Source organism: Paenibacillus sp. FSL H3-0302, assembly GCF_037982245.1.
In the GTDB taxonomy this organism is placed as follows: domain Bacteria; phylum Bacillota; class Bacilli; order Paenibacillales; family Paenibacillaceae; genus Paenibacillus_AQ; species Paenibacillus_AQ odorifer.
In genome coordinates this window covers 518102-531607 of sequence record NZ_CP150284.1, presented here as the reverse complement: position 1 = coordinate 531607, position 13506 = coordinate 518102, and the positions used below count along the sequence as shown (strand labels likewise).

Annotated in this window: 8 protein-coding genes; all 8 read right to left on the bottom strand. The window is 44.8% G+C overall.

The window, feature by feature from the left end; genetic code table 11:
* Positions 1–23: 23 nt before the first annotated feature.
* The 8 genes from MHH50_RS02365 to MHH50_RS02330 all read right to left on the bottom strand — a co-directional run bounded on the left by MHH50_RS02365 (position 24) and on the right by MHH50_RS02330 (position 13474).
* The gene (locus MHH50_RS02365) at positions 24–1583 is read right to left on the bottom strand and encodes a response regulator (RefSeq protein ID WP_076124545.1); all 1560 of its coding nucleotides are present in this window, start codon (positions 1581–1583) and stop codon (positions 24–26) included.
* The gene (locus tag MHH50_RS02360; protein WP_081387132.1) at positions 1580–3490 is read right to left on the bottom strand and encodes a sensor histidine kinase; all 1911 of its coding nucleotides are present in this window, start codon (positions 3488–3490) and stop codon (positions 1580–1582) included. The genes MHH50_RS02365 and MHH50_RS02360 overlap by 4 nt, the downstream gene beginning before the upstream one ends.
* Before the next feature lie 118 nt (positions 3491–3608).
* Positions 3609–5303, bottom strand: a complete 1695-nt coding sequence (locus MHH50_RS02355) for an extracellular solute-binding protein (protein WP_036682600.1) — start codon at positions 5301–5303, stop codon at positions 3609–3611.
* A gap of 92 nt (positions 5304–5395) precedes the next feature.
* Entirely contained in the window at positions 5396–6286 is an 891-nt protein-coding gene (locus MHH50_RS02350) for a carbohydrate ABC transporter permease (RefSeq protein ID WP_036682603.1), read from the bottom strand.
* A gap of 17 nt (positions 6287–6303) precedes the next feature.
* Entirely contained in the window at positions 6304–7257 is a 954-nt protein-coding gene (locus MHH50_RS02345) for an ABC transporter permease subunit (protein ID WP_051491255.1), read from the bottom strand.
* Between the two features lie 209 nt (positions 7258–7466).
* Positions 7467–10694: a cellobiose phosphorylase gene (locus tag MHH50_RS02340; RefSeq protein WP_340033899.1), complete on the bottom strand. Its 3228-nt coding sequence runs from the start codon at positions 10692–10694 to the stop codon at positions 7467–7469.
* Positions 10695–10722: 28 nt separating this feature from the next.
* Positions 10723–12060: a glycoside hydrolase family 30 protein gene (locus tag MHH50_RS02335; RefSeq protein ID WP_340033898.1), complete on the bottom strand. Its 1338-nt coding sequence runs from the start codon at positions 12058–12060 to the stop codon at positions 10723–10725.
* 394 nt (positions 12061–12454) lie between these two features.
* Positions 12455–13474, bottom strand: coding sequence for a LacI family DNA-binding transcriptional regulator (locus tag MHH50_RS02330; protein WP_076276011.1), 1020 nt, complete (start codon positions 13472–13474; stop codon positions 12455–12457).
* Between the last annotated feature and the right edge of the window lie 32 nt (positions 13475–13506).

Here is a 13506-nt window from a genome sequence, read left to right as displayed (position 1 = left end):
TTCTAAATGCACCTTCAATAGCCTCAACACTCTTCGGATACTATTTTCGCTCTATAATCACCTGGAGAAATCCCCTCCAGCTCTTTAAAAACACGGGCAAATTGTTTACTGTTCTCGAAGCCTACCTCTTCTGAGACTGTTGCGAGCTTACTGCAGCCTTTTGCCAATAGCTCTTTAGCGTGACGGATACGGACCTTTTTTAAATAAATAACAAAATTCTCACCGGTATATGCCTTAAAGGCTTCGCTAAAATAAGAATAATTCAAGGATACATGATTGCTGACCATAGCCATATTCAGTGGACGGGCGTAGTTGGCTTCAATATAGCTCAGTGCCTCTTCCATATCCGCATGCTCGGTATGCGCGGACCTTACGCCTACAATGTATTCATTCACACTCAAGAGTAAGTTCTCCAGCGCACGATAATATTCGTGGAAATGACGATAGTTGTACATATTGCCTACCGTGCGATACAGCTTCAATACCTCTACCGAGGCTTCGCCATGTACCCGAAATACTTCATCCAACACCAGTTCGTTTACATTCTGTCCCACGGACTCCAGATAAGCTAGGTCCAGTTCCTTCAAATGCTCAGTTTGAAAAATCACAGATAGAAGATGCTTCATCTCCTTCTCGCGTTCTGTTCCCAGCATATTGAGCAGCTTGCGAAGCTCTTCCTTAGGTAACGGAAAGTTAGACCGTCCCTGACCAACATCCCCATAATCCAACAAACTCACTTGCGGATATAAAAAAGTATATTGCAGTGCCCGGCATGCTTCCTTATAACAGGAACGGAGGTCCTCAAGACTTTCTCCTTCGCTGCTAATCCCAATCGATAATCCCTTTATTTCCTTAGCTTCAGCTTGTCTGGACAGCTCTATAAAATCCTGTTTTCTGCTCCCGATCAAGACTAATTTGCCATCCCAATCCGTTGTGATTTCCGAGAAAAACTTTTCAAGCGGTCCGATCAATCGTTCCGCCAGTCCCTGAACATCCCCCGACTTCATTCTTGTTCCGTCATTGTAATAGTAATTCAACACACCAACTGTAAAAGGTGCTTGCAGATCACTTAGCCACTCTTGCTGCTCACGCTCCAGCGGAACCTCCTGCTGCATTAGCAGTCCCCGTAAACGACTGGACCGCAGTTCCCTGCGGAAGTGTTCCGTTTCCTGTTCCAGCTGCCTTGCGCTGAGATCCTGTTCTTCCTGTTCCTTATCGATATTCTTCAAAATTTCGAACAACTCATCTCGGCGAATCGGCTTCAGCAAGTAATCCTTCACGCGATAACGAATCGCGCTTTTGGCATATTCGAAATCATCATACCCGCTTAAGATCAGCACTGCTGGGCTTTTCTCACCACTTGTTAGCTTAGATATCTGCTCCAACAGTGTAATTCCATCCATCACTGGCATACGTATATCTGTAATAATAATATCTGCACCTTCGGTCTTAAATATCTCGAAACCCTCTGCGCCATTACTCGCCATTGTGATGGTATACACGGACGGAAATTCTCTTTCTATCATAGTCTTGAGACCGTAACGGATATTCTTTTCATCATCAATGATCAGTAGCTTCTTCATAGTTGTTTTTCTCCTGTCAAAAGAACTTTCGGCAAGGTCAGACGTACCATCGTCCAACTCCCTGCTTCACTCTGTACTACAAGCCCATATTCATCACCATAAAAGATTTGCAGTCGCTGATGTACATTTCTCAGTCCAATACCACCTGTTCGGCGGTCAACATCCCTCTGTTCTGAAGCACTCTCACAGCGCTCATCTTTCGCATAAATCGCCTCGTTCAAAGCAACCAAACGCTCTGGAGTTAAGCCGATGCCATTATCACGAAGCTCTATGCAAATATCACCTTCCGTTTCCGAAATATGAATATGAATGTTCGGGTCCTGTAAATTCTCTTTCTCGTCGCACCAAGCATGCTTAACACTGTTCTCTACAATAGGCTGCAGTGACATTTTCAGCACCTCCAGCTCCAAATATCGAGGTTCAATATGAAGCACTAACTTAACCGGATATTCAAAACGAATATTCATCACTTCAATGTAATTTTCAATGTGGCGGACTTCATCCCGCAGCTTCACATACTCTCCGGACCATTTAAAATTATAGCGCATCATCCCACCCAGCGAGGTCAGTGCGTCCGAGATCGTTCGCTGGTTCTCAATTTCAGCCAGCATTTTTATATTTTCCAGCGTATTATACAAAAAATGTGCGTCAATCTGGTTATGCAGCGTACGCAGCTCAGCCTCTTTAGACAACGCCTGCTTGCTCACTGCCTGAGCCACCAACGTATTGATGGTGTTCATCAGCTTGGAGAAATGATGGGCAAGCTCCCCGACTTCCCCTCCACCACGAATCATTATTCCAGTGTACGCTTCACCTCTACGCACTTTTTTCATCGTTTCGGTCAATCTACGCAGATTTTTTAGAATAAAGGCATTTGTCACATAAGCGATCAGCGTTAGTAAAGTAATAAAACCAACATTGGCTCCAATGATTAAGTTGCGCGTGCGGGAGATATCCTTCATCACTCCTTCCATTGACACTACATTTAACAAATAAGCATCAATTCGTTCTAGCGGAGTGTTAATTAACAAAAACGATTTACCATTCTCCGAGTAATTACTGTCCCATTCGCCAGTTTCCCGGAACTGCTTATACCGTTCTGCAATCATATCAGCCATCTCTAGATTATCCTGCAAAAAAGAATTGTCCGGCCTGGTGAAAAGCTGCAGCTCACTATCCACAAGAAACATCTGGGTCTGATTATCCCGTACATCTGTATACGTCTTGGGTGTAAATCGACTAAGCAGCATATCCACCTGCACCATGCCGATATGATTGTCTGCTGGCCGACTCTTCTCACGCAGCAAAGAAACCTTTGGCAGACTCTCCGTCGGTGCTCCCAAGTATCTCTGCATCAAATCCGGATCATTTTTCTGAAAAGACCAGTATTCCTGCCCCTTCAATTGAAGCGCTTTCTGAAACCATGGGGTGGAAGAAACCCGCTCTTCGCGAAAGATAATCGGCCAAATTTCATGCACCTTATTACTTCTCGAATACAGTCTTAAATGCTCAATATTCGGATTATTAAATTGAATACGAGTCATATTCACATAAGCATTTGTATTAAAATCAACCAAATCTACTAGCTGCGGTTCGGTTTCATTCGCTAAGAATTTTTCTACTTCGGCATCAGAATAAGCCATTTGCGCCGCCCGTTCCATCGCTTCGATCTGATTATGAATATGCAGCTTCTCCATTTGCGACAAATAATCATTTTTCTCGACGGCATCGCGGAGATAGGTATTATTAATGGCTTTATAGGAGTAGACAGAAACCAGCATACACGGGCCTAAAACAATAAAAACATAAGCTGCAATTAAACGGCTCTGAAGTGATCTTCGCCCCCACCAATAACTAAAAGAATGCCATAATGCTCTGGTTCGATCTCGCCTATTCACTTTATACACTTCTGTCCTGTCCACCTCGCTAAAATAGTGAATATTCAAATACTTAATATCTATTCCTTATTATAATTCGAAAATAACCCAAAAGCCCGCAGTTAGCGGGCATTTTGGGTCATACTTTTTATTTTATGGACAGCTTCACTTTATTCTCTTCATATTTCTTTTGTTGGTAGGCATCAAATACATCTTCGCCTTCCTTCTTTCTCTTCTCTAAATACTCATTCCAAATCTTATCGAATTCCGCATCGGAGGAAGCCATGAGCAATTTCGGCATAGTTTTACCGCGCAGCTGTTTCAGCTTCGAAGCGATGATGCCTTCAGGAGAGTTTCCTGTTGGTTCGATTTGTTGGAACTCGGAGGAGCCTATGGATTTACCTCTAGTCCAATCTTCCAATTGCTTAAATGGTTCTACCGATTTAGGAGCCCATTGGTCTGTGATATTCGTATTTTGCAGCATCCAGAATGTAAAGGAAGATCCGATTTGCTTATCAAACGTCGAACGGTCTTTATTCATCAAATCAAACACTTCTGGTTTAAATTGATCTTTTCCATCAATCGTATCGTAGCTGACACCTTTTTCGCCTAAGAACAAGTCTTTGTTGCCTTCTTCACTGTTCAAGTAGCTGAGGAAGCGGATAGCACGTGCTTTATCCTTAACATCTTTGGAGATCAGTGTTACCGTCCAACCGGAGATACCAGGGCCATCAAGGGTTGGTTTATCCAAGTTCGTATTGGAAGGTCCGTCAACAGCGATATACGTTTTAGTTGGATCCTGTTGGTAAATCGTTCCTAGTTGTGCTGCAAAGTCTGTACGTTGATACAGCATTGCGAAATAACGGCCTTGGGCAATTTTTTCTTCCATTTGTGGGCGTTTGTCGATAAAGATATCTTTAGCCAGCAGACCGTCTTGATTCGCTTGACGAAGTGCCTTCATCCAGCGGATATATTCAGGATCGGTTTCACGAGCATATACCTTGCCATCTTTTTCTCTTGGGATTGCCAAGAAGTTCTGCAGGTAACCTTCCAAAGAATCGTTACCGTTCTCGGTAAATTCATGCAAACCAAGTGGAATAAGCGGCTGTCCATTTACGTCAGGGAATTTCTCTTTCGCTAATTTAAGCGCATTCAAGAAACCTTCTGGTGTGCGCATATCTGGACTTCCAATAGCTTCATACATATCCTTGCGGACAGCGAATACTTGGTTGGATACGTAATTTTCTCCATATTTCTCATAGTCGGCAGGAGAGGAAGAAGAGTTAGGATAGCCATACACATTGCCGTCTTCTTGTGTATACCAGCCCAGCTTATCAGCATCGGATACTTTAAAGAAGTACGGATCATATTCATCAGCAAGTTTGTTCAATGGAAGAACAAGTTCACCTTCGACCATTTTCTTAATCGCATCTTCCCAGAAGCCCAAAGTGATGAAATCAGGCAATTTACCGGATGCAATCAGCGTGTTAAGCTTCTCATTCTCGTTACCAGCCGGAACGATGAAATTAATATCAACTCCGGTCTTCTTAGTTACATATTGGGAGGTTGGGTCCACGCCCCATTTATTAGGGAACCATGAGAAGTTCAGGTACCAGTCAAATGTAATGGGTGAAGTATCAATCTTCCATCCCGGTTCATCTGCTGATAATGCAGCAGCAGTCGGTTCAGCACTTGCCTCCGTATTAGTAGCTTTAGCGCTGTTAGCATTACCTTCGGCATTCTTGCCAGCATTATTCCCGCTGGAGCAGCCTGCGGCTGACAATGACATCATTATTGCGAGAAGCAGAACTCCCATTGCTTTTGGCTTACGTTTCATGCCCATGCTTGTTTACCCCTTTTCTATGAATGTTAATTATAAGCTCAACCCCAGTGCCTACAGCTGTAGGCAACCGGAGGAGTTATCACTGCTAGACATCAGCCCTTAATGGAGCCGATCATCATCCCTTTAACGAAATAACGCTGCAGGAACGGATACACGAATACTATCGGCAGTGTGGTCACTACCATCGTCGCCAGCTTAATGGACTGTGACGTTACGCTTCTCGTAACGCTGCTGCCTTGTACAGCGACCATCATTTGACTAGAGCTCGATTGTGCGACGACCCGGAACAAATACGTCTGAATCGGCTGTAGATCAGTATTATTGATATAGATCATACCCGTGAAGTAATCATTCCACTGATACACGCCATGGAACAGCGCAATGGTAGCAATTACAGGCATGGATACTGGAAGTACGATTCTTAGAAAGATGGACCAATCATTAGCACCGTCAATCCGTGCCGCTTCTTCCAGCCCATCGGGAATCTCCCGGAAGAAGGTCATGAAGATAATAAGATCAAAGAAGCTAAACATAACCGGAATAATATAGACTAGGAAATTCTCCAATAGGTGAAGGTCCTTCATCAGCAGGAAGGTAGGAATGAGTCCCCCGCCAAAAAAGAGAGTCACTGTACCCATCAGCATGTAGAACTTACCGCCAATGAGGTTTTTTCTGGAGAATGCATAAGCTACCATCGCTGTGAAAAATACATGCAGTACAGTACCCAAAAGTGTTTTGGCGACAGTAACCCACATCGCCTGCATGATGCCGGGGCTGGCAAACACGGCCTCGAAATTCTCAAAGCTGAACATCCGCGGCCACCAGTAGATTCCTCCCCGCATGGCGTCATTACCGTTATTGAAGGCATTAACCAATACGTACCAGATCGGGTAAAGCGTTATGAAGCAGATACATAACATGATAAGGTTATTGATGATATCGAACAGGGCCTCGCCCTTCGTTTTACGCTTAAGTGCAAACATATATGGTCCTCCTTATCCTAGAACAACGATGTATCGTTGATTTTTTTAGATACTTGGTTGGCAATCAGCAGCAATATTAGAGCGATAACCGATTTTAACAATCCAACTGCAGTTGAGTAAGAGAAGCGGCCTGAGAGAATCCCTGTATAGTACACATAGTAATCAATTACATTACTTGCACTATCATTCAGTGAGTTGCGCAGGACCAGAATCTGATCAAAGTTGGAGTTCAGCACTCCGCTGACCGCGAGAATGAAGAGAATGCTGATTGTCGATTTAATCGCCGGCAAGGTAACATACCACATCTTCTGAAATCTGCCCGCGCCGTCGATTGTCGCCGCCTCGTACATTTCAGGAGATACACCGGAAATTGCTGCTAAATAGATAATCGCTGACCATCCAAGTTCTTTCCAGATATCAGAGGAGATAATAATTGTCCAGAAGTAACCAGGCTCAGCCAAGTATGTAATTGGCTGATCAATCAGATGAAGCGCTAGCAAAATGTTATTGATAATTCCTACATCAGCAAGCCATGTAGCCAAAATCCCTCCGAGTACCACCCATGAGAGAAAGTGGGGCAAATACGAAATCGTCTGTATGGTCTTCTTGAATTTCATTGAACGAACTTCATTCAGAAATAGAGCAAATATTATTGGCAATGGAAATCCGATAATTAGCTTAAACAAGCTGATGCCGAGCGTATTTTTAATTACATTCGAGAGATTGTCATCATCCATGAACTCTTTGAAATGTGTAAGTCCCACCCATGGGGCTTCTGCAATCGTTTTAACGATGTTGTAATCTTTAAAAGCAATGATAATTCCATACATGGGAATGTAGTTAAAGATTATCATCCACGCAATGCCGAGTAGAGCCATTGTCTGCAAATGACGCTGGGCAATGAACCTCTTCCAAAGCGGGCTCCGATTTACTTTACCGGTTTCGAAATTGCCAGGAATTAACGGCTTCATCGCTGAGCTTACTTCCATGCTTTTTTTGTTCTCCATCCTTTGGACCTCCAGGCTCTATATCTGTATTTAATCTAAAGCGCTTACAATGTTTATGTATCCATTGTATTTGCTTTTGCCTGTCTCCGTAAGGCTTTGAATTTCGGATTATAGGTACCATTTTTCGGATTGAGTGAAAATTTAAGGGCGAGCCGCAGCTCGCCCCTCTATTTTTATGCTAATACTGCTTGAATTTGCGCGATTTCTCCACGCCGCAGAGCCTCTGCCTCTTCACCGCGCACGAACGCTCCAGATATTTTAGTCACAGTTCCATTGCGGTATACAAGCATCAAAGATTGAATGCTAACCTTCTTCTCGCCAAAGGTATTTTCACGTTTTGGATTAGAATAGATTACCTCCGTATTCCCTAGGAAAGTGAAAGACAGTTTGCCCTCTTCATCAAACAGCCATCCTGGCAATACCGGATCGAGAGACAGCGTAAGCGCTCCATCCTCCATTCTGAAAACATGGCTTCCAGCCATCATTGTTCTCCACATGCTTAAGAATTCCGCGGTCGATCCACTAAGTCTCGCTACGAACCCTCTACCATGGTTATTTGGATCAGGATTGCCTCCAGTTGCGATAAATGATGAATTCTCCAGTGTACTACGTCCATAAACAGAAGGATCAAGGAATGGCACCAGCGACGTCTTCAGCTCGCCGTAGAATTCCTCATACAGCCCGCCCTTCAGCAGCTCAAGCAAATACTTATAGGACATGTGCAGGAAGTTAGACTCCCGTTCTAGCCAGCCTGGTGTGAAGGCTCTCATCCGTCCGATTTCATGCGATTCACCTTCTAGACTAACAGAGGTCTGATACATAGATGTTGCCTGATCATACAGCTCTGTTTGCTTAATCAGATTATAGATTTTTTTTGCCTGCACCGGGTTCTTCATCGTCTTCAACCAGCGGGTAGGTCCTTCAAGGAAATAAGGCAAGGCATAAGCCTTAAACTCCTCTACCACAGCCTTTGGCAATCCGTATCCGCTAATGACTGGCTGACCCTCAGCATCTGTTACCTGATGGAATTTCTCCGCTTCAAAACGGAAATAGGTTGGGGTAAGTCCATTGCCCATTTCTACCGCCTTGTTGATCCCCTCATCAATTTTAACCAGGAACTTGGAAAGGGCTTCGCGGATGTGTTCCAAGGTTACTTCAGTTTCAGCACCCGTAATGCCAAACCGGATACTTGCTCTATAAGCTTCACGGGCTGAAGCTACTGTATCCCAATAGTTGAATTGTTCCACTTCTCCTGCTAGGACAGCAGTTACCGCGTGATATACCGCTTCAAGCAGCTCCGCGATTTCTTCTGGCAGCTTTACAGCTCCCTGTACATTCTCAGCACCGTTCAGCACATCCAGCAAAAAGACTACAGTACGCCTCAGCTCAAAAGTCTCACTCATTCCGGAGCCAAACAATCCCGGCAGACCGTTCATAGCATCGTTCCAGCCCGGCTTGTTGCCTTCCATCTCCACACCCATGCCGTAAGGGTCAAGCGTAGCAAATTTATTCAAAGCAAGAGACAACATCTTCACGAACAGATTGGTGTGGTAAATAGCACCTTGCCCACCTTTGGTACGCAGCCAATGGGTATCTCCAGCTTTCCATTTCAGCTTATGCAGCTTCTCCTCATCCTCAAGGAGGGCGCCATATTGCCGGGCTTTTCCGTCACTAATTACATACTTCTCACTACGTGGCAGCACATATGCTGGGCTGTCATAGAACGCATAAGTACTATCCCCAAATAAAAGCTCCTGCTTCTTGTCAGGGAAAATGTCCAAATAACCTACTACGAGATCCAAATTATATGTCCAGTGATCAGACCAGAAGCCTTCGCCAAAAGCAGCCTCAATGTTTTGCTGTGAAAGAGCCAGCAGACCCGACAGAAACTCCTGCTCACTAACCTTCAGCGTAACGTTTTGATCCGCAATGTAATTGATCAGGCTGCCTGGGGTGAACCGGCTGTTGCATAGCTTAACAAGCTCAGCTTGATGATCCGCAGCCGCTTCTCCGATCCATTCCGCAGCCTTAGCTTTGCTATCTGGCTTCACTTCAAAGGTTGTTCCTTGAACACTTAGTGGATTGTAGCCATCTGCTTGAATCAAGCTATAGAACATTTTGATGTTGAAGCTGCCCACCTTCGGATTAAAAAACACATCATTCCGGCGGTTCTGATTCATGTCGCGGAAGTTACCGTTCCCCTGTGAATAGTATTCTGGGGCAAGTGAGAAGAAGTTATAGTCGCGCTCCAAATCGCCATGCTTGCGGGAATATAAATGAACTACAAAGCCATCTCCGCCATTGTCAAAAATAAAAGGATAGCCTCCCCGCAGGAAGTTATCGAGATAGGACTGACGGCAATAAGCATCAAATACAGCCGATGAAGTGTGCGTGGCAATGTCTTCTGTTAATTCCTCTGTCAGACCTGCGGCTTCCTTGGATTTGGACAGGATATATTCATCCCGGCATAACTGCTCCGCCTTTTTATTGATTTTGTCGATGTCATTTACATGCCCAACCAAAGTATTCAGGGTCAAGCTGCTGCCGGGTGCCAAACGTCTAGCCACACCACTGAAGCCGCAAGGAACCTTATTGACTGGATATTGTGGAAGCTCACTCAGCTCCGAAAGCGTTAATCCCGCAAAGCGGTCTGGGTAAGTAAGAGAGGTATTGCCGCCGAAAATAAGTTCGAAATCAACGATTGGTGCGACTTTTTCTCCATCTCCAGTAAACGACAGATAGAAATGTCCATTTGTGATTTCGCTAACCTGTGCACTATCATTGGTGCTGGAACGCAGCTTATAGAACGGAATACCGTTCTCCAGATTGTATACGTCCATCCAGCTGCGCAGCAGGTTACCAATCTCCTTGTAGCCGCTGTTTTCTACTCCGTAAGGCAAAATCTCAGGCAGACCATCCATCAGCTCCAGCTCAATCTCTTTGCCACCGATATTCTCAATCTCCACCCGACGTACCAACGCGGCATAATCATCATTAGGCAGATTGAAATAGTGTACAGTCGTCTTCAGCCCATGCCCGGCATGGCTTTCTTCAAGGGTCAGTCCGTTAGGCAAAATGGTCATGATCCGCTTGGCGGCAGAATCTGGACGTGCCGATTGAAATGGCTCATAAATCTCTTGCTCGCCTTTTATTTTAATAAAGGTTCGGAATCCGGTGGTTCCTACGTCTTTATAAGAGATATTTGCTGGAGAGAATTCCATGATTGGCGAGTTCTTGTCGCGTACCCCAAAGCTGCAAATCGCTTGCCCCCGGTTTACATAAAAAGTCCACATTGGAATTCCCTTAAGACCTGCAAGACCTGGCAGGAAACTAGAGAAAGGCTTTCCTGTATCAAACTGCTCCATTACAAAGTTACCTGATTGGAAATAATAATTACTCACGTTAATGTCCTCCTAAACTGTTACTTATTTATGAAATCAGATGCGTTACGATAGAATGAGGGGATAGCTCGCAGTTGGCAATCTCATCGCCAAGCCCCAGGGTTACTGTGCGAACTTCTTCGCTCTCATTCATCAATATGACAGCAATGCTGCCGTCCGGATTACGGAATGCTGTGGATAGGATTCCTTCCGCTTCAGAAGTAAAGCCAATCCGTACCGCACCTGGCGCGATAAATTTACTGAAATGCCCGATATAATAATAAGAGCTGTTATAGTGCAATTCGTCTGTTGTTGTATCTGCAATAATTGGGGCATCACAGAGATTCCCTACATGATTGGGCCCGCCGGTCTCATCCAGTACCAGGTTCCAGTCCAGGTACCCTTCTGTCCATGCATTGAGATCCCCAATCATATTTCTGCCGTAACGTTCACCTGTAAACCATTCGCCAAGCTTGACGCCGCCCTCTTGACAGCCCTCAGTGAACAATAGATGTTTGTCAGGAAATAGATCATGTACCTTCTCTACCTTGTCGAACTCCTCACCACCATACCAGTGGATGCCTGTACCCCACACATATTGTGCAGTTTCAGGATCAGACAACACGACCGAAGCACGTTCGACCATAATATCGCGGTTATGATCCCAGATGACAATGTTCACATCGGAATGGCCTGCCTGCTGCATCACTGGACCGAGATGATTTTTAACAAAATCGCGTTCCTCTTCCGCACTATAAATGCAAGAATCCCAGACTTGAACAGCAGCCGGCTCATTTTGCACGGAAACCGCCCAAATAGGTACGCCTTCCTTCCCATAAGCTTCGATAAATTTGGTATAATAGCGTGCCCAAACTTCAGCGTATTCTGGCTTGAGTGATCCTCCATTATTCATTTCACCATTTGTTTTCATCCATGCCGGAGGGCTCCAAGGAGACGCCAACATCGTGAACGGTCCGCCTTTTACCTGCATTGCATCCTTAATCAGCGGAAGCACCCACTTATGATCATGAGAGATATCAAAGGTAGCCAGCTCCGTATCATGATCAGCGACATAAGTATAATTTCCAAGAGCAAAGTCACAGCTATGGATATGAACACGACCCATGTTATAGCCTAATCCCTCTACCGGATGAAAATAGCGGTGAATAACCTCTGCCCGTTTCTCAGGACTGAGCCGTGACAACGTATAGGCCGCAGCTTCTGTGAAAGCGCCGCCAAATCCGATCATCTTTTGGAACTCCTGCTCTGGCCTAAGCTCTACATCGGCAGATCCAGAATCTACTCTTGTGCTAAAAACAATTGCCTCTTTCGGAGTTAAGCGTTCCCCTGTATCTTTTGCAGTTACTACAGTTTGAACTTTTGCCATTTCATCCATCTCCTCTAATTGTTTTGTTACTAACAACAAGCACTGCCTTTACTGGATCACCATCCGATGTTAGGGTTCGGAGCGATGGGCCACTGAAACGTTTGAGAAAATTCAAGGAAGCCCTCGGTAAATTTTGATTTCATCTCAATTCGAAACCTATAATCGAAACCGGTTTCGATTATAACGAAAAAAAATGATCTAACGAGAGCAGGTAAAAAGCGGCATAACAATATGCCCATTATAGCCCTATTCCTCTGAATACGCTGTAGCAAATACCGCATAGAAAAAATTCAAGCTATGATGTCCTCTACTTTATCAGGACTCTTTTCTCTACGTCAAGATTTATCCTGTGGATAGCAGCCCGCTCTCTGTAGTTATGGAATTTGATACAGCCCTAATTCCCGCTAGCCGGAGGTGCACAGGATTCCCGTTCGATCACTTCTACCGGAACTAAAACCGCTTCCTTATCCAACTTTTTCCCTTCAATCGATGCTAAAAGAATGTCCGCTGCCCGGCTTCCTAAAAGTGCTGTATCCTGACGAATGGTTGTCAATGCAGGTGTAACATACTCAGCTAGATCAATATCATCGTATCCCACAACTGAAAGGTCCAGCGGGACGGAAAGTCCACTATCTTTTGCTGCCATAATAGCCCCTAAAGCTAACATGTCACCCGAAGCAAAAACAGCGGTTGGCCGATCAGGTAGCTTAAGAAGCTCCAGCATCGCGTTATAACCACTTTCACGAGAATAAAAAGCTCCATTCACAACATAGGACTCCGGCACTTCAAGCCCCTGCCGCTTCATAGCGTTCTTATACCCTAACTCCCGAGTTTTACCGGGAAAAGTGTTCATCCCCCCGGAAATATGAGCAATCTTGCGATGACCCAAAGAAACTAAATACTCTATCGCAAGCTGAGCTCCAGCCGTATTATCCGAACATACCGTATGCGACTGGTTAGTCTCAAAATCCAGAATCACAGTAGGAATATCACTCTCTAGCAGCTCACGGAAATAGGGGTCCTCGTAATCAGACAAGAAAACGACAACACCATCTACACCACGGATTCGGCAATTCTCCAAATACCCACTTTGTTTACCCCCAACATCCTTGGAAATAAACATGAGGGCATACCCCTTATCCACAGCAACCTTCTTAAAGCTCTCGATCACAGCGCTAAAAAAGGGATGGCGAATACCAAATCCCGTATTCTCTACAAATAATACACCGATGGTCCATGATTTCTTAGTAGTCAGTGTACGGGCATGGGAATTCGGCAAATATCCCATTTCTTGGGCAACCCGGAAAATTTCCTGGCGAGTCTTCTCCCGTACATCGGAATAATTATTAAACGCCTTGGATACCGTTGTAGGAGAGTAACCGGTTCTTTTGGCAATATCGTATATAGTTGTCAATCCGGTTCACTCCTTGCCCAGACTAATGAAAT

Bases quoted from the DNA above. Each gene is read 5' to 3' on its own strand.
- MHH50_RS02345 (WP_051491255.1), bottom strand. From the start codon at position 7,257: ATGAAGCCGTTAATTCCTGGCAATTTCGAAACCGGTAAAGTAAATCGG.
- MHH50_RS02365 (WP_076124545.1), bottom strand. From the start codon at position 1,583: ATGAAGAAGCTACTGATCATTGATGATGAAAAGAATATCCGTTACGGT.
- MHH50_RS02335 (WP_340033898.1), bottom strand. From the start codon at position 12,060: ATGGCAAAAGTTCAAACTGTAGTAACTGCAAAAGATACAGGGGAACGC.
- MHH50_RS02350 (WP_036682603.1), bottom strand. From the start codon at position 6,286: ATGTTTGCACTTAAGCGTAAAACGAAGGGCGAGGCCCTGTTCGATATC.
- MHH50_RS02355 (WP_036682600.1), bottom strand. From the start codon at position 5,303: ATGGGCATGAAACGTAAGCCAAAAGCAATGGGAGTTCTGCTTCTCGCA.